Source organism: Bradyrhizobium sp. OAE829 (genome assembly GCF_040546575.1).
GTDB lineage: Bacteria > Pseudomonadota > Alphaproteobacteria > Rhizobiales > Xanthobacteraceae > Bradyrhizobium.
In genome coordinates this window covers 85359-103031 of the sequence record NZ_JBEPOE010000001.1, presented here as the reverse complement: position 1 = coordinate 103031, position 17673 = coordinate 85359, and the positions used below count along the sequence as shown (strand labels likewise).

Here is a 17673-nt window from a genome sequence, read left to right as displayed (position 1 = left end):
GAGATCTAACGGGCTACCCCCCGCTGCGATAGACCTGAATATCCAGATCCCTGATCTTCTTCCGCAGCGTGTTGCGGTTGAGGCCGAGCAAATCGGCGGCACGGATCTGGTTGCCCCGTGTCGCCGCGAGCGCCGCCGTGAGCAGCGGCACCTCGATTTCCTTGAGGATGCGATGGTAGAGGCCCGGCGGCGGCACGCCGTTCGGGAAGCCCGAGAAGTGCGACGACAGGTAGGCCTCGACCGCGCCGCCGAGATTCTCGACGCCGAGCGGCGCATTGCCTCCGGACGCCACGGCCGGCGGCGCCAACTCGCCGTCGATCACTGAACCCGTGATGACGTCCTGCGGATAGAGCGCTGCCAGCCGGCGTGCGAGATTTTCAAGCTCGCGCACGTTGCCGGGCCAGCGGTGCTGCTTGAGCCGCTCCAGCGCCAGCGTGTCCAGCTTCTTGGGCGGCAGCCCGTCCTTCTCGGCGAGCGAGAAGAAATGCCGGATCAGGTCGGGCAAATCCTCGATGCGTTCGCGCAGCGGCGGCAGCCGCAGCGGCACCACGTTGAGACGGAAGAACAGGTCTTCCCGGAACAGGCCCTGCTGGATCAGGATGCGCAAATCCTTGTTGCTCGCAGCCACGATCCGCACATCGGTCTTGATCGGGGTGCGCCCGCCCACCGTGGTGTATTCGCCCTGCTGCAGTACCCGCAGCAACCTGGTCTGCGCTTCCATCGGCATGTCGCCGATCTCATCGAGAAACAGCGTACCGCCCTCGGCCTGTTCGAACCGGCCGGAAGCCCGCGTATTGGCGCCGGTGAACGCACCGCGTTCATGGCCGAACAGCTCAGACTCAATCAGATCGCGCGGGATCGCCGCCATGTTGACCGCCACGAAGGGGCCGTTGCGCCGCTTGCCGTAATCATGCAGCGCGCGGGCTACCAATTCCTTGCCGGTGCCGGACTCGCCGGAGATCATCACGGTGAGGTCGGTCTGCATCAGACGCGCCAGCACGCGGTAGATTTCCTGCATCGCCGGCGAGCGGCCGACCAGCGGAATAGAATCGAATTCACCTTCGTCGGCAGAACTCGCCACGCGCTCCTTCGGCTCCGCCAACGCGCGCCCGACGATGGTGATCAGCTCCTTCAGGTCGAAGGGTTTCGGCAGATATTCATAGGCACCGCGCTCCGAGGCCCGGATCGCCGTCATGAAGGTGTTCTGCGCGCTCATGACGATGACGGGAAGGTTCGGCCGCATCTTCTTGATCCGCGGCAGCAGGTCGAACGCGTTCTCGTCGGGCATCACGACGTCGGTGATGACGAGGTCGCCCTCGCCCTGGCTCACCCATCGCCACAGCGTCGCCGCGTTTCCGGTCAGGCGCACCTCGTATCCGGCGCGCGAGAGAGCCTGGTTTAGAACTGTGCGGATGGCGGTGTCGTCATCAGCGACAAGTATGCTACCTGCGGGCATCATTATTCCTCATCTTGCGGCCTGTGAGGCAGGCGATGGCGTACCCGAAACGTCATCGCGATTGCTTTGGTCGAATTGTTTGGTGGCACTGAACATCGGCAGCAGCACGCGGAACGTGGTCTTCCGCGGCTGGGATTCACATTCGATGATACCGCCGTGATCGCCGACGATTTTTGCGACGAGCGCGAGACCGAGCCCGCTGCCGGTTTGCTTGGTGGTCACGAACGGGTCGAACAGGTTCGGCAACAGGTCCTCCGGCACGCCGGAGCCGTTGTCCTTGACGCAGAATTCAAGCGGCAGCGATACCCGCGACTTCTTGCCCGGCACCGACAGGCGGACCCCCGGGCGGAACGCGGTGGTAAGCTGGATTTCGGCATCGCTGCCGAGATCGGCGACCGCCTCGGCGGCGTTCTTCACCAGATTGAGGAAGACCTGAATGAGCTGGTCCTGATTGGCCAGCACCGGCGGCAGCGACGGATCGTATTCCTCGACGAAGCGGACGTTGCGGGCAAAGCCCGATTGCGCCAGCCGTTTGACGTGGTCGAGCACGGAATGAATGTTGACGGGACCGCGCGCCACCGGCCGGTCGTCGCCGAACACTTCCATGCGGTCGACCAGCGTAACGATGCGGTCGGCCTCATCGCAGATCAGCCGCGTCAGCATACGGTCCTCGGATGAGGCCGCCTGCTCGAGCAATTGCGCCGCGCCGCGAATGCCGGACAGCGGATTCTTGATTTCATGCGCCAGCATCGCCGCCAGCGCGATCACCGAACGCGCCGCGCTCCGATGCGTCAATTGCCGGTCCATCTTGTCGGCGATGGTGCGCTCCTGCAGCATCACGACGATGTGGCCCGGCCGCTCCGTCAGCGGCGCGACGTGAAGATCGACCTGGCGGTCGCCGCCGATCCTGGGCGTGCCGAGATCGACCTTGTATTCGTTGACCGGCGAGCCGCTCGATCGCACCTGATCGATCAGCGCCAGCAGCGGACTGCCGAATGGCACCAGCTCCTTCAGCGACTGCCGTTGCAGAAACTGGGTCGAAATCTCGAAGAACGATTCGGCGGCGATGTTGGCGTCGATGATGCGCCCGTCGGGCGCGATCAGCAGCACCGGATTCGGCAGCGCATTGAGAATCGCATCGCTTTCGGACGGCAGTCGCCGACGTTGTTCTGCGGCCGAATTCATGCTGCAGCACTCCATGCAAAATCGTCGTAGGCGTCCTGGAGCGATCGATGTACCCGGTGCGGATCCTCCGACGTCAGTATCTTTTGCCGCCAGCTCTTGAGTGTCTCCGCCGGCGCGCGGCTGCATTCGGCAGCGATCTCGAGCGCCCAGCCGAGATGCTTGCGCGCGTGCTTGAGGCCGATGCGCAAGCCGTAGAGGCGGCAGACTTCGTCATAGAGCGCGCGGATGTGGGCGAGCTGTTCGGCCAGCGAGGGGGCGGCTTCGGGCTTTCCGGTTTCCAGCTGGCGTCCGATCTGGCCGGGCAGCCAGGGCTGCCCCTGCGCACCGCGCCCGATCATCACGGCATCGGCGTTGGACATTTCGAGCGCGCTGACCGCCTTCTCGAACGACGTGATGTCGCCATTGACGACGAGCGGAACCGAGATCGCGTCCTTGACGGCGCGGACCGCGCTCCAGTCCGCTTCCCCCTTGTAGAACTGGCAGCGCGTGCGGCCGTGCACCGTGATCATCTGCACGCCGGCAGCTTCCGCGCGGCGCGCGAGTTCAGGGGCGTTGAGCGAGCCGTGGTCCCAGCCGAGCCGCATCTTCAGCGTCACCGGAACCTTGACGGCAGCGATCGTCGCCTCGATCAGTTTCAGCGCATGGTCGAGATCGCGCATCAGCGCCGAGCCGGACTGGCCGCCGGTCACGTGACGCGCCGGGCAACCCATATTGATATCGATGATGTCGGCGCCGGCAGCCTCGGCAACCCTCGCCCCTTCCGACATCCAGTGGGTTTGACAGCCTGCAAGCTGAACCACGTGCGGGCCGATCCCGGTCGCCTCGCAGCGCAACACCGACATCGGCCGGCCATGCACGAGATCGTCGCTGGCGGTCATCTCGGAGACGACGAGTCCCGCCCCAAGGGCGGCGGCAAGGCGCCGAAAGGGGGCATCGGTAATGCCGGACATCGGCGCCAGGAGAACCCGGTTGGCGACCGAAATATCGCCTATCTTCAACGTCTTAGGGCGTGGGTCGTCCAGGCCGGTCACGGTGTTCTCATTGGTCTGGCAGCAGCGGCATTGCTACTGTCGGCGCATATTGTGAGCACAAATCTTGTGCAGTCAAGCTTCATGCCTACACTTTAGACAGTTCTATCATTTGTGCAAGTGCACTGCAACAAAAACTGCTTTTCCCACAGCTATTGGGAAACGCTCTGTTTTTACGCATTCGGCATGGTAAGGGCTGTGCGCCGCAGGGGCCCGATCCCCTCTCCTCAACCCGATCCGTCCGTAATTGAGTCAGATGCCGAAACCTGAGCGTACAGCAGCCATTCTCGTCGCAGCCGGGCGCGGACTTCGCGCCGGCGCGGGAGGGCCCAAACAATACCGAACGATCGGCGGGCAGACCGTGATCTTCCGGGCGATGGAAGCGTTCTGCCGCCACCCCGAAATCTGCGCCGTGCAGCCGGTTGTGAACCCCGACGACGCAGCGGTATTCAACGAGGCCGTCGCCGGTTTGCGCCATCAAACACCCACCAATGGCGGCGCCACGCGCCAGGCCTCGGTACACGCCGGCCTCGAGGCGCTGGCCAGCGAGAAGCCCGACATCGTTCTGATCCATGACGCGGCGCGGCCATTCGTGACACCGGCGGTGATTTCGCGCGCGATCGACGCCGCCGGCCGCACCGGCGCCGCTGTGCCGGCGATCGCCGTCACCGACACGATCAAGCAGGTCGGTGAGGCCGGCAATGTTGAGGCCACGCCGGACCGCGCGCGGCTGCGCATCGCTCAGACGCCGCAGGCGTTTCGTTTCGACGTGATCCTCGAAGCGCATCGCCGCGCCGCGCGCGAGGGCCGCAGCGATTTCACCGATGATGCCGCGCTCGCCGAATGGGCGGGATTGACGGTGGCGACCTTTGAAGGCGATCCTGCGAACATGAAGCTCACGACCCCTGAAGATTTCGTCCGCGAGGAAGCCCGCCTCGGCGCCATGCTCGGCGACATCAGGACCGGCACCGGCTACGACGTGCACGCCTTCGGCGACGGCGATCATCTGATGATCTGCGGCGTCCGTGTGCCGCATACACGCGGCTTTCTCGCCCATTCCGACGGCGACGTCGGCCTGCACGCCATGGTCGATGCCATCCTCGGCGCGCTGGCGGACGGCGATATCGGCTCGCACTTTCCCCCCAGCGATCCGCAGTGGAAAGGCGCCGCTTCCGACAAGTTCCTCAAATATGCGGTCGATCGCGTCGCCGCGCGTGGCGGGCGGATTGCCAATCTCGAGGTCACCTTGATCTGCGAGCGCCCCAAGATCGGGCCGCTGCGCGATGTCATGCGCGCGCGCATCGCCGAGATCACCGGGCTCGACATTTCCCGTGTCGCTGTCAAGGCAACCACCAGCGAACGGCTCGGCTTTACCGGCCGCGAGGAAGGCATCGCCGCGACCGCGAGCGCCACTATCCGTCTTCCCTGGAGCGAATAGCATGAGCGGCAGCGACGCCCGCGCCCTCTCCCGCTCGCTGCTCGATCTATGCCGGATGCGCAAGCTGACGATTGCGACCGCGGAATCCTGCACCGGCGGCCTGGTCGCGGGCGCGCTGACGGATATTCCCGGCTCCTCCGACGTCATCGACCGCGGCTTTGTCACATATTCCAACGATGCCAAGCGCGCGATGCTGGGCGTCAAGCTAACGACGCTGGCGACCTTCGGCGCCGTCAGCAAGGAAACCGCGACCGCGATGGCGGTCGGCGCGCTGGAGAAGGCCGGCGTCGATCTGGCCGTCTCCATCACCGGCATTGCCGGTCCCGGTGGCGCCACACCCGGCAAGCCGGTTGGGCTCGTGCATTTCGCGGTCGCCTCGCGCGACGGCCGCATCCTGCATCGCGAACATCGCTTTGGCGCCATCGGCCGCACCAGCGTGCGCCAGCGCTCGGTGGTCGAGGCGCTGCGCATGCTGATGGAGCTGGCGCGCGGGCCGCAGGCCTCCGTTAAGCCGCGCCGCGAGGCCGTGAGCCGGCTCCGCCCGCGCGTCGCGCGTTCGACCCGGGGCAGCGCCGTCAAGCGACGACGGCCGCCGAGATCCTAGCGATCCGACTCATCACTTCGCAGCGGCCAGCGCCTTGGCGCGGGTTTCGCTGAGCGAAGCCGCCGGCGTCAGCGCCTCCGGGCTGATCGTGAGTTCGATGATCGCCGGCAAGCGCGAGGCCACCGCCTCGTCGAACGCCTTTGCAAAATCTTCGGTGCGGTCGACCCGGGCGCCGAAGCCGCCAAACGCACGCGCGAGCGCGGCGAAGTCCGGGTTCGCCAGATTGGTGCCGGACACCCTGCCGGGATAGTGCCGCTCCTGATGCATGCGGATGGTGCCGTACATGCCGTTGTTGCAGACGATCACGATGAGAGGCAGCCGGTTTTCGACCGCGGTCATGAACTCGTTTCCGGTCATCTGGAAGCAGCCGTCGCCAGCAAATGCGATCACCGGCCGGTTCGGGTGCAGATGCTTGGCCGCAACCGCCGCCGGCAAGCCGTATCCCATTGAACCCGATGTCGGCGCGAGTTCGGTCCGGAACTGGCGGTAGCGCCAGAAGCGATGAATCCAGACGGCGTAATTGCCGGCGCCGTTGCAGATGATCGCATCCTCCGGCAGCCGCTCGCTGAGATCGCGCACGATCAGCGAAAGCTGAACGTCGCCCGGCGAACGGGTCGGTTCGTTGAAGGCGAGATAGTCCGCATGCGCCGCCTTGAGTTCGTCGCCGCGCGGCTGATGCTTCGGTTTCAGTCGGCTGATCGCGGCCGCGAATGCCGCGCTCCCGGAAATGATGCCCAGTTTCGGCGCGTAGACGCGGCCGATCTCCTCGGGATCCGGATAGATGTGAACCAGCGGCTGCTTCGGCTGCGGGATGTCGAACAGGCTGTAGCCCGATGTCGTGATTTCCCCGAGCCGGGCGCCGAGCGCAATGATCAGATCGCTGTCCCGAATCCGTTCGGCGAACTTTGGGGAGATGCCGATGCCGACATGGCCGGCGTACGCCGCGTGGAGGTTATCGAAATAATCCTGGCATCGGAAGGAAGCGGCGACCGGCACTTCATGCGCGGTCGCGAAGACTTCGAGATCGCGGCGTGCTTTATCGCTCCATCCGCCACCACCGACGATCAGCAACGGCTTGCGTGCCGCGGCCAGCAACTCCTCGAACTGTTGCAGGCTTTCCGCGCCCGGCGCGACGGTTTGCGGCTTGTAAGGTCGCGCGTCCGGAACGTCAGCCTCGTCGGTCAGCATGTCCTCGGGCAGCGCCAGCACCACCGGACCGGGCCGGCCGGAGGTGGCGGTATAAAACGCCCGCGAGATGAATTCGGGAATTCGCCGCGCGTCGTCGATCTGCGCGACCCATTTGGTCATCGGCCCGAACATCTGCCGGTAGTCGATTTCCTGGAACGCTTCGCGTTCCATCATGTCCCGCCCGACCTGGCCGAGCAGCAGGATCATCGGCGTCGAATCCTGAAACGCGACATGAACGCCGGCGGAGGCGTTGGTAGCGCCCGGACCGCGCGTCGCAAAGGCAATGCCGGGCTTTCCGGTGAGCTTGCCATAGGCGTCCGCCATCATGGCCGCGCCGCCCTCGTGCCGTGAATTGACGAAGCGGACCTGCTGGTTCTGGTACATGCCGTCCAGCGCAGCCAGAAAACTTTCCCCGGGCACGCCAAACACGGTGTCGGCGCCGTGCAGGGCCAGTTGATCGATCAGAATATGCCCGCCGGTTCGCATGGGTGCCTTGATGTCCATCACTCGGTCCTTTTGTTCGGCAAGTCGTGTAAATTTAACCGCCTTGATTTCGATCGTTCGGCCGCACGCGAGCCTCGACGCCGGTGACGGCTTCGTAAGCCTTGATCACGGCGGTGCAGGATTCGCCGTCATGGCCGAGCAAGGCGGCCTGCCGGTAGGTCTGGTGCACGGCATCGGCCATGAACCCCGGCAATCCGGCGTCTTCCAGCCAGCGCGCGTAATAGCGCACGTCCTTGCGGGCGTTCGCCAGCGACATCAGCGGGGTAAAGTCGCCGTCGAGCGTCGCCTGGCCGTAGAGGTCGAGCATGCCGCTCTTGCCGCCCGCGGCCGAGATGATGGTGATCAGCTGCTTGAGATCGAGGCCGTCTTTGGCCGCCAGCGCAAACCCCTCGCACCACGCCGCAACGTTGGCAAAGGCGATGTAATTGTGGATCAGCTTGAGGCGGATGGCGTGGCCGAGCGGGCCGATGTGGAAGATGTTCTCCGCATAGCGCTCGAAATAGGGCCGGAGCTCAGCGAGTAAATCGGCCTCCCCGCCGTAGAGCACGTTGACCTTGCCGGCGTCCGCGTGCTTCGGGGTTCGCGTCATCGGCGCCTCGGCATAGCGCCCGCCGGCTGCACGCACCAGTCGATCGAGTTTATCGACCATTTGCGGGCTGCCGGTGGTGTGATCGACGACGACGAAGTTCGGCGCCGGGCGGGCGAGCAGGCCGTCGGGTCCCGTCAGCAGCGCCTCGACGTCCTCGGCGGCATTGACGCAAATCATGATGATGCGGCATTCGCCGATGTCGCGAAGACCGCCGGCCGCCGTCGCGCCCTGGGATTTGGCAGTGGCGACCGCCTCAGGGTTCAAATCGTACGCCGTGACGGCGACGCCTTTGGCGAGGAGGTTCTTGACCAGCCCCCGCCCCATTCCGCCGAGACCAATGAAACCGACGCGTTCCAATGCCGTCATGTCACGCCCGCTTTCCATAAACCACATCCGCCCGCTTTTCGAACGCCGCGGCAAAGCGCTGGAACGCGGCGTCGAACATCGTGCCCATCAGCATCGCCAGCATCCGGCTCTTGAATTCGTAGGACAAGAAGAAGCCGACATCGCAGTCGGTTTCGGATTTAGGTTCGAAGCTCCAGCGGTTTTCCAGATTGCTGAACGGGCCCTTCAGATACTCCACCATGATCTTCAGATTGGGACGGTCCAGCGTCACCCGGCTGGTGAAGGATTCCCGAACAAGCTTGAATGACACCGTCATGTCGGCAACCACGATCTCGGTGCCGTCAGGCTGCGCCGTGCGCTGACGGATTTTCAGCGAATGGCATAACGGCACGAATTCCGGATAGCGCTCGACGTCGGCGACCAGATCGAACATCTGCTGGGCGGTGTGATGTGTCCGCCGCTTGCTTGAAAACCTCGGCATCGGCTATCTCAGCGGGATCGCGCCGCGCGCGCCGCCTGCAGCTTGGCGAAATCATCGCCGGCGTGATGCGAGGAGCGGGTCAGCGGGCTGGCCGACACCATCAGGAACCCCTTGGTGTAGGCGACCTTCTCGTATCCTGCGAACTCGTCCGGGGTGACGTAGCGCATCACGGCGTGGTGCTTGCGGGTCGGCTGCAGATATTGCCCGATGGTGAGAAAGTCGACATCGGCCGAGCGCAGATCGTCCATCACCTGCAGCACCTCGTGGCGTTCCTCGCCAAGGCCCACCATGATGCCGGACTTGGTGAAGATGGTCGGATCGATTTCCTTGACCCGCTGCAGCAGCCGGATCGAATGGAAATAGCGGGCGCCCGGCCGCACCGTGAGATAGCGCGACGGCACGGTTTCCAGATTGTGGTTGAACACGTCGGGCTTTGCCGCCGCGACGATCTCCAGCGCGCCCTCCTTGCGCAGGAAATCCGGCGTCAGGATCTCGATGGTCGTCGTCGGGCAGCGGGCGCGGATCGCGCGGATAGTTTTCGCAAAATGCTCGGCGCCACCATCGGCGAGATCGTCGCGATCGACTGAGGTCACGACGATGTGGGCGAGCCCGAGCTTGAAAGTGGCCTCCGCGACATGTTCCGGCTCGGCGGCATCGAGCGCCCCAGGCATCCCGGTCTTGACGTTGCAGAACGCGCAGGCGCGCGTGCAGGTGTCCCCCATGATCATGAAGGTGGCGTGCTTCTTGTCCCAGCACTCGCCGATATTCGGGCAGCCGGCCTCCTCGCACACCGTGACGAGGCCGTTTTCCTTGACGATCTTTCGGGTGTCCGCGTAGCCGCGGGTGTTCGGCGCGCGCACCCTGATCCAGTCCGGCTTCGGCGGCGACAGCGCATCCGGCCGGTTCACCTTTTCGGGGTGGCGCGGGCGAACCTGGGTGGATGAGACGGTATCGACGAGAACGACCATTTGGAGCCTGAATATTCCTGAAGACTTTAGCTAATCCGTGTCGCGCTGCGTCGCAACCTCGCCGAACCTAGCAGAAACATGCAAGATGTTGGGAGCATTCCTCCTGTTCCCGCTGATTCCCACCTCAAAATGACTCAAAAGCCCCAACCGGCCGAAACCAAGGCCCCTCGCCTCGGCAAGGCCCTGAAACGCGCGTTTTTTGCCCGCAGCGTGCATGAAGTCGCGCCCGACCTGATCGGCGCCACGCTGCTGGTCGACGGCGTCGGCGGCATCATTGTCGAGGTCGAGGCCTATCATCACACCGATCCGGCCGCGCATTCGTACCGGGGGCCGACGCCGCGGAACCTCGTGATGTTCGGTCCGCCCGGTTTTTCCTACGTCTATCGCTCCTACGGCATTCATTGGTGCGTCAATTTCGTCTGCGAGAAAGAAGGCTCGGCCAGCGCGGTTCTGATCCGCGCGCTGCAGCCAACCCACGGCATTCCGGCGATGCGCCGCCGCCGCGGCCTGCATGACGAGCGCACGCTGTGCTCGGGGCCCGGCAAACTGTGCGAGGCGCTTGGGATCACGATCAAGCACAGCGAACTGCCGCTCGATGCGTCGCCGATTGCGCTGCATGCGCGGATTGGCGACACCGAAATCGTCACCGGCATTCGCATCGGCATTACCAAGGCGGTGGATTTTCCGTGGCGGTACGGGCTGAAGGGCTCGCGGTTTTTGAGCAAGGCGTTTTGAGACGCTTGCTTGTCATTGCCGGGCTTGACCCGGCAATCCATCGCCTCAAGAAATATTCTTGCGAAGATTGATGGATGCCCGGGTCAAGCCCGGGCATGACGAGTTGTAACTGCGGCGTCATCTTGCTCAAACGCACCTTCGCGTTCTCGCGACGCATTGCGCCCGAGCTTTGCTCGTAACTTCCTTGCCCTCGAAAATAGAGGGCGCAGGGAAGACCGGATGCGCGCTGCACCCGCGGTCTCGTGTGCGAATTGTGCTAAGTAGGCTGCACACGAGCATACAGGGCAGCGGAGAACACCCAGCCTTCCCTGCGCAATGGCTTTACGGCTTATGACGCGCTCTCCCCGGTGAGACGGCCTCTATTGCCACCGTCGCCCCTCGGAAGCGTTAGCCCCCGCAGGACTTAACGCCGTTACGGGCGCCAGGACCACACGCTTTCGCCGTACGCTTCAGCCACGACCGTCAATCGCAACTGTTACGTCCATCGCAACCCGCCCCTCGTCGTGACGACGGCCGACGCCCCTCTGAGTGGGACGGGATAACGCAAACTCGTAGAGATGATTTGCCCGACGGCGAAAGCGAAATATTTTTAGTTCCGGGGCTTGACACTACTTCTGACAATCAGAAGTGATTTGCCCGTCGTGTCAGTTTGTCGCGGCTACCGTCGTTTTCACAGTGCGTGGTGGCAGACCGCCTCGATGCGGTTGCCGTCGGGATCGCGCAGGAACGCGGCGTAATAGGACGCGTGGTAGTCGCGCAGGCCCGGCGGTCCGTCGTCGCTGCCGCCGGCGGCGATACCGGCGTCCCAGAAGGCGTCGACCTGGGTCTGCCAGCGTGCCTTGAAGCACCAGTGGCGGCCGAACGCGTCGTCCGGCTTCGGACCCTTGCGGATGGTGAGATAGACCCGGTCCGGATAGGCCGGCCGCGCCCGTTCGCCATAGCCGAGCCAGTCGTCGCGACGGCCGACCTTGACGACCCCGAGCGCTTTCATGATGGCGTCGTAGAACCGCTCAGCGGCGGCGATGTCGGAGACTGTGATGGAGACGTGGTCCAGCATGGAAGGCTCTGCTAGTTGGAACGTGCATCTTGGCCGCATGGTTCGAGACGCGCGCGTTGCCGCGCTCCTCACCATGAGGGTCAAAGATCTCATCCTGAGCCAGCAGACCTCATCCTGAGGAGCATCGCAAAGCGATGCGTCTCGAAGGATGAGGCCACCGCCCTACACCGCGTTCTTCAGCCGCTCCAGCGCTTCGAGAATCTTTTCTTTTCGCGCCACGGCCGCCTCGCGCTTCTCTTTCTCTTCCTCGACGATCTCTTCGGGCGCATTGGCCACGAATTTCTCGTTGCCGAGCTTGGCGTCGACGCGTTTGATGTCGGCGTCGGCCTTGGCGATTTCCTTGTCGAGCCGGGCCTTTTCGGCTGCCAGATCGATCACGCCCTTGAGCGGCAGCGCCACGACTTCGCCGCGCACCAATAGCTGCACGGCGCCTTCCGGCGGGCGGTCGGCGAACGAAATCTCGCCAAGCCGCGCCATGCGCTTGACCGTATCGCTCCAGCGCTGCGCACGATCCCTGGTCTCGGCGGATGCACCCGCCAGCACCAGCGGCGTCAACGTCGCAGGCGCAATGTTCATTTCAGCGCGCACCGAGCGGATCGCGGTGACGAGATCGACCACCCAACCGATTTCGGCTTCGGCTGCGGGATCGCTGAAATCGCCGGCGTCGAGCGCAGCCATGATCGGCGGGATCAGCGCATCGTTCGGGCCCGCCAAGGCCATCGATGCGAGTTGATCCGCCGTGGCTGCCCCCGCCTTGCGCGGCCATTCCGCCAGCACCAAGAGGCCGTCGTGCTTCGCCGTCACCGCCCAGAGTTCTTCGGTGATGAAAGGCATGAACGGATGCAGCAGTTTTAAGATTTCATCGCGCGCCCAGGCGACCATGGCGCGGGTCTCGGTCTTTGCCGCGCCCTCCTCGCCCAGCAACATCGGTTTTGCGAGTTCGATGTACCAGTCGCAATAGACGTTCCAGACGAAGCGATAGATCGCGTTGGCGGCGTCGTTGAAGCGATAGGCCTCGATCGCCTCGGTGACTTCACGCGTCGCGCGCGAGGTTTCGTGCGCGATCCAGCGGTTCAGGGTTTGCTTGGCGCTCGCGTGATCAAAACCCGCCGGCATGACGCAGCCATTCATTTCGGCAAAGCGGCAGGAATTCCACAATTTGGTTGCGAAATTTCGATTGGTTTCAACGAGTTGCGGCGACAACTTGATGTCATGACTGTGCGCCGCGCCGCGTGCCAGCGCAAAGCGCAGCGCGTCGGCGCCGAAATCGTCGATGACGCCGAGGGGATCGATGACGTTGCCTTTCGACTTCGACATCTTCGCGCCCTTCTCGTCGCGAACCAGGCGGTGGATGTAGACGGTCGAGAACGGCGCTTCCTTCTTGAAGTGGAGGCCCATCATCATCATCCGGGCGACCCAGAAGAAGATGATGTCCCAGCCGGTCACCAGCACGTTGGTCGGATAGTAACGCGCGAGCTCCGGCGTCTCGTCCGGCCAGCCGAGCGTCGAGAACGGCCACAGGCCCGAGGAGAACCAGGTGTCGAGCACGTCTTCATCGCGCGTGATGAAGCCTTCGCGCTGGGCGGGATCCTCCGCCATCGCCTGTCCCTGCTCCGGCGTGATGACTTCCTGCTCGACGTAATAGCCGAGCGCGTTGCCGACAGCCTCCTCTTCGGTCTCGGCAACGAACACCTTGCCGTCAGGCCCGTACCAGGCGGGAATCTGGTGGCCCCACCAGAGCTGGCGGGAAATGCACCAGGGCTGGATGTTCTCCATCCATTCGAAATAGGTCTTTTCCCAGTTCTTCGGCACGAACGTCGTCGCGCCGCTGTGCACAGCTGCGATCGCTGGCTGCGCCATCGTCTTGGCGTCGACGTACCATTGGTCGGTCAGATACGGCTCGAGCACGGTGCCGGAACGATCGCCATGCGGCACCGTGTGGGTGTTGGGCTCGATCTTCTCGAGGAAACCAAATTCCTCCAGGCGCGTGACGATCCGCTTGCGGGCGGCGAAGCGTTCGACGTTGTGGAATTCCTCGGCGAACTGCGACGCCCCTTCCGGCAGGTCGCGCAGATAATCCTCGTTATCGACCAGCGCGAGGCATCCCTCCTGATCGAGAACGCTGACCCGCGGCAAGCCGTGCCGCTTGCCGACCTCGAAGTCATTAAAATCGTGCGCCGGCGTGATCTTGACCGCGCCCGATCCCTTCTCGGGATCGGCGTAGTCGTCGCCGATGATCGGAATGCGGCGGCCGACCAGCGGCAGGATGACGTGCTGGCCGATCAGGTGCCCGAGCCGTTCGTTGTCCGGATGCACGGCGACCGCCGTGTCGCCCAGCATCGTCTCGGGCCGCGTGGTCGCGACCACGATGAAGGTGGCGGGATCGTCGGGGCTGAAGGTCTTGCCCTCGACCGGATAGCGCAGGTACCACAGGCTGCCCTTGACCTCGACCTGCTGCACTTCGAGATCCGAGATTGCGGTCAGCAACTTCGTATCCCAGTTCACCAGGCGCTTGTCTTTGTAGATCAGGCCATCGCGGTGCAGTTCGACGAACACTTTTACGACCGCGCGCGACAGGCCCTCGTCCATCGTAAAACGTTCGCGCGACCAGTCGCAGGAGGCGCCGAGCCGCTTCAGCTGGTTGACGATGACGCCGCCGCTTTCCGCCTTCCACTGCCAGACGCGCTCGAGGAATTTCGCGCGCCCCAATTCGCGGCGGCCCGGCTCCTGCCGCTCCATCAATTGCCGCTCGACCACCATCTGGGTCGCGATACCGGCATGATCGGTGCCGGGCTGCCACAGCACGTCGCGGCCGCGCATCCGCTCGAAGCGGCAGAGGATGTCCTGCAAGGTGTTGTTGAGCGCGTGGCCCATGTGCAGCGAGCCCGTCACATTCGGCGGCGGGATCACGATGGTGAAGGGCTCGGCGTCCTTGCGCTCGGGGCGGCCAGCTTTGAACGCGCCGCTCTCCTCCCAGATGGCCGACATGCGGCTTTCGATATCGGCGGGCTGGTAGTTTTTCTCGATCATGACAATGCAATTGGGTCTTGAGGAAGCGATAGCGTTTTGGGGCGAATTTTGGAGACGGTTCGCGCCAGGAAAACGCGTTCAAAACAACAGACTAGCGCCCGACTCTGAAGCAATCAGGAACCTTACGGGCATCCCTTTGTTTGAGCATGATCTTTTCGGAAAACCGGTGCCCACTTTTCAGGATCATGCTCTAGAAAGCCGCCGGAAGGCATCGAGTCAACCACGGCTGCACGCCGAAGTCCGATAAAGCCCGTCGGGCATGGCTGAATGAGGGCCAAACGCCTCGCAAGCGGCCGCTTTGACGGGCTAGCGCCCGCGCGAAACCCGCTCGATTTCGGCTTTGACGATCCGCTCGACCAATCCCGGCAGATTGTCGTCGAGCCAGGATTTCAGCATCGGACGCAGCATTTCCTTGACCAGATCTTCCAGCGTCCGGGCATTGTTGCTGAGTACGGTGTTGGCCAGCGAATTGAAGGCGGATTCGACCGCGGAGACGGTCGAGCGCGACAATATCTGCTGCGCCGGCGAAGCTTCCACGGCGCTCTCAAACGGCGGCGGTTCGTAGGCCGGCTGCCGGTGCAGCGCCTTGGCGCCGGCGGTCTCGGTGAACTCGATGTCGTCCTGCGGCTCGATCTTGTGGAATGAGGATGCCGCGGGCTGCGGATCCGGTACCGCCATCTCATCGGTGAGCTCGAACACGTCGGCCTCGGGCTGCGCCGGCCGGATGTCGGCCTCCGGCGTCGCCGCGTCGAGGCTAGCCAGCATCGCGTCGATGTCGTCCTGGTTGTTGCTGGCCGCGGGCTCCGGCGCAGGCGGCGGTGGCGCGGGCTTGGGCACAGCGGCGGCTGGCTTTGCTTCAGAAGGTTTGGGAGCGATCGCGGACGGCGGAATATCCTTCATCGCCGTCGGCCTGGCGGCCGGAGGCTCTGGCTTCGCTGATGGCGGCGGGCTGGCGGGCTTCTCGGCTGCGGCAGGCTTGGCTTCGTCGTCCGCGATGATGCGACGGATCGACGCCAGAATCTCCTCCATCGAGGGCTCTTGGACCTTTGCAGGTTGCGTCATCGCCGACTCCACATCGAAACCATTTTACACCAAGCCACTCGGGATTTGCCGGTTCCGGATATGCAGGCCGGGATTTTCATCGCGCAAGCCAGACTTGTCCCCAGATCAACCCCACACGATGCGTCGCGCGGGGTTCCGCTCCCCAAAAGCAACCCGGCTCGCGGCCTGTAGACGTAAAAGGTTTGCGAATCGCCCTGCTGCCTCCAAGAAAGTTATGTCACGGCAACAAGTGATTGCAACAACACACCCGGCGTACTCCCCGTCGGGTGGTGAATCATTCCGCCGAATGACGTTGTCATCCCAGGGTGACGCTTGTCATCCCGGGGTCACGCTTGTGATCCCCTGGGTGCCGCTTGTGAACCCAAGGTGACGCTTGTCATCCCGCGCGCATGCGGGTGGAGGGCTATCAGCGGCCGTCGGGCGTGCGAACACCGACCCAGCTGTCGCGCACCTGATGATAATGCACGCTCGGATCATAGGTCGTGGTCGGCAGCTTGAGCACGATCGGTGACAAGCGCCCGATCGTGTTGAGCACCGAGTAGGACGCGACGACGCGGTCGTGCTGGGCGGTGACCAGCGCGACGCGCGCGTTGACCAGCGCCTGCTGCGCGTTCAAGACGTCGAGCGTGGTGCGCTGTCCGGCCTTGGCTTCCTCGCGCACGCCGTTGAGCGCGATCTCGGACGCCGTGACCTGCGCCTGTGCCGACTGCACCTGCGCCTTGCCGGCCACCAACTGTCCCCAGGCCGTGACGACGTTGGCGCGGGCCTGATCCCGCTGCTGTTCGAGAGTGAGGCGCTGCTGCGCCAGGGTTTCCTTGGATTGGCGGATCAACGAATATTCGGCGCCGCCATTGTAGATCGGGACATTGAGCTGCGCGACAGCCGACGCCCCGAACGTACTGAAGACCGTCATTTGCTGTTCGTAGGACTGCTGCACCGATGCCACCAGGTTGACGGTCGGCAACAACGCGCCCTCGTTGACCTTGACCTGGAGATAACTGACGTCGATGCCGTACATCGCTGCGGTGACGTTCGGATTTTGCGTCAGCCCGAGTTCGACGGCACCGGGCAGCGTGCCCGGCAAATAGCGATCGACCGGCGACCCCGGGGCCAGCGCTACCGGCTCATTGCCGATGATGCGGCGGAAGTTCGAACGCGTGGTGTTCAGGTTCGACTCGGCGGTGAGTTGCTGGGTCCTGCCGGCGGCCAACTGTGCTTCCGATTGCGCGACGTCGGTGCGGGTCACTTCGCCGACATTGAAGCGGTCCTTGGTCTGCTTCAGCGTCTGTTCGAGCACGCGAACGTTGCTCTTCTGAACCTCGACGATCGCGGAGTCGCGCAGGTAGTCCATGTAGATCGTGGCAGCCGACAGCAGCACGCTCTGCTCCAGCGCCCGCAAGGCTTCGCGCGCACCGGAAACCTGGCTCTCGGCGGCGCGGGTCCTGTTGGCGGTCTGCTGGCCGTTGAACACGTTCTGCGTGACGGTGGCGCCGACGCTGCGCGGCGCGTTGGTGCCGTGAACTCCGGTCCGCACGATCACGTCCGGGGTGCCGCCCGAGGTCAGGTGCGTGTCGGTATATTGATAACCGGCGCTGGCGGTGACGGCGACCCTCGGGCGATAGCCCGACAGCGCCTGCGGCACGGCTTCGTCGGTGAAGCGCACCTGGGCCCGCTGCGCGTTTAACTGTGGGTTGTTCTGATAGGCGCGCACAAGCGCGGCCTCGATCGTATCGGCAAGGGCGGGCGTCGGGCCCATCAAAGTTAACAGAAGGACCGAAGCCGCAGCTCCAGCAAAAACCTTCACCCCACGCATCAATGGTGATCCAATCATTTAGTTCGCCGGCCAAAACACAACCGGACGCCGCTTCCGTCGAAGTGAGTCCCGGCTCACCTTATTCCGCACAGGGCCCCGACGGAACCACCCAGCAAGCAAAAGCAGTCGAAACTCTTCACGTGGGGCAAACGGGCCACACTTCTGATTCGGAACGGGATTTTAACGGCCT

Annotated in this window: 14 protein-coding genes; 3 read left to right on the top strand and 11 right to left on the bottom strand. The window is 64.0% G+C overall.

Annotation, left to right across the window (positions count from 1 at the left end):
• Positions 1-13 precede the first annotated feature (13 nt).
• The 3 genes from ntrC to dusB are packed head-to-tail and all read right to left on the bottom strand — an operon-like array spanning position 14 to position 3639.
• Positions 14-1456, bottom strand: a complete 1443-nt coding sequence (gene ntrC / locus ABIE49_RS00465; protein ID WP_192735943.1) for a nitrogen regulation protein NR(I) — start codon at positions 1454-1456, stop codon at positions 14-16.
• A gap of 9 nt (positions 1457-1465) precedes the next feature.
• A complete protein-coding gene (locus ABIE49_RS00460) occupies positions 1466-2641 on the bottom strand; it encodes a two-component system sensor histidine kinase NtrB (RefSeq protein ID WP_192735942.1) in 1176 nt (391 codons plus the stop codon).
• Positions 2638-3639, bottom strand: a complete 1002-nt coding sequence (gene dusB / locus ABIE49_RS00455; RefSeq protein ID WP_192736123.1) for a tRNA dihydrouridine synthase DusB — start codon at positions 3637-3639, stop codon at positions 2638-2640. The genes ABIE49_RS00460 and dusB overlap by 4 nt, the downstream gene beginning before the upstream one ends.
• Positions 3640-3925: 286 nt before the next feature.
• Here dusB and ABIE49_RS00450 point away from each other — a divergent pair, with 286 nt between their 5' ends.
• Positions 3926-5107 (top strand): bifunctional 2-C-methyl-D-erythritol 4-phosphate cytidylyltransferase/2-C-methyl-D-erythritol 2,4-cyclodiphosphate synthase, encoded by a 1182-nt coding sequence (locus ABIE49_RS00450; RefSeq protein WP_192735941.1) that lies wholly within the window; start codon positions 3926-3928, stop codon positions 5105-5107.
• Between the two features lies 1 nt (position 5108).
• Positions 5109-5711: a CinA family protein gene (locus tag ABIE49_RS00445; protein WP_192735940.1), complete on the top strand. Its 603-nt coding sequence runs from the start codon at positions 5109-5111 to the stop codon at positions 5709-5711.
• A 12-nt stretch (positions 5712-5723) separates the two neighbouring features.
• Here ABIE49_RS00445 and ABIE49_RS00440 read toward each other — a convergent pair whose 3' ends face one another.
• Genes ABIE49_RS00440 through lipA form a run of 4 tightly spaced genes read right to left on the bottom strand, consistent with a single transcriptional unit; the run spans position 5724 to position 9786 of the window.
• On the bottom strand, positions 5724-7403 hold the full coding sequence (locus tag ABIE49_RS00440) for a thiamine pyrophosphate-binding protein (protein ID WP_192735939.1): 1680 nt from the start codon (positions 7401-7403) through the stop codon (positions 5724-5726).
• 34 nt (positions 7404-7437) lie between these two features.
• Positions 7438-8358: an NAD(P)-dependent oxidoreductase gene (locus ABIE49_RS00435; protein ID WP_192735938.1), complete on the bottom strand. Its 921-nt coding sequence runs from the start codon at positions 8356-8358 to the stop codon at positions 7438-7440.
• A 1-nt stretch (position 8359) separates the two neighbouring features.
• Positions 8360-8818, bottom strand: a complete 459-nt coding sequence (locus ABIE49_RS00430; protein ID WP_192735937.1) for a type II toxin-antitoxin system RatA family toxin — start codon at positions 8816-8818, stop codon at positions 8360-8362.
• Positions 8819-8826: 8 nt separating this feature from the next.
• Positions 8827-9786, bottom strand: a complete 960-nt coding sequence (lipA, locus tag ABIE49_RS00425; protein WP_192735936.1) for a lipoyl synthase — start codon at positions 9784-9786, stop codon at positions 8827-8829.
• 129 nt (positions 9787-9915) lie between these two features.
• Between lipA and ABIE49_RS00420 the strand changes: the two genes are divergently transcribed.
• On the top strand, positions 9916-10521 hold the full coding sequence (locus tag ABIE49_RS00420; protein ID WP_192735935.1) for a DNA-3-methyladenine glycosylase: 606 nt from the start codon (positions 9916-9918) through the stop codon (positions 10519-10521).
• Between the two features lie 670 nt (positions 10522-11191).
• Here the strand turns inward: ABIE49_RS00420 and ABIE49_RS00415 are convergent.
• The 4 genes from ABIE49_RS00415 to ABIE49_RS00400 all read right to left on the bottom strand — a co-directional run bounded on the left by ABIE49_RS00415 (position 11192) and on the right by ABIE49_RS00400 (position 17483).
• Positions 11192-11578 carry a VOC family protein gene (locus ABIE49_RS00415; protein WP_192735934.1) on the bottom strand — a complete coding sequence of 129 codons (387 nt, stop codon included), beginning with the start codon at positions 11576-11578 and terminating at the stop codon, positions 11192-11194.
• Between the two features lie 162 nt (positions 11579-11740).
• Positions 11741-14608 (bottom strand): valine--tRNA ligase, encoded by a 2868-nt coding sequence (locus ABIE49_RS00410; protein WP_192735933.1) that lies wholly within the window; start codon positions 14606-14608, stop codon positions 11741-11743.
• 306 nt (positions 14609-14914) lie between these two features.
• Positions 14915-15670, bottom strand: coding sequence for a PopZ family protein (locus tag ABIE49_RS00405; RefSeq protein ID WP_192735932.1), 756 nt, complete (start codon positions 15668-15670; stop codon positions 14915-14917).
• Between the two features lie 406 nt (positions 15671-16076).
• A complete protein-coding gene (locus tag ABIE49_RS00400) occupies positions 16077-17483 on the bottom strand; it encodes a TolC family outer membrane protein (RefSeq protein WP_192735931.1) in 1407 nt (468 codons plus the stop codon).
• Between the last annotated feature and the right edge of the window lie 190 nt (positions 17484-17673).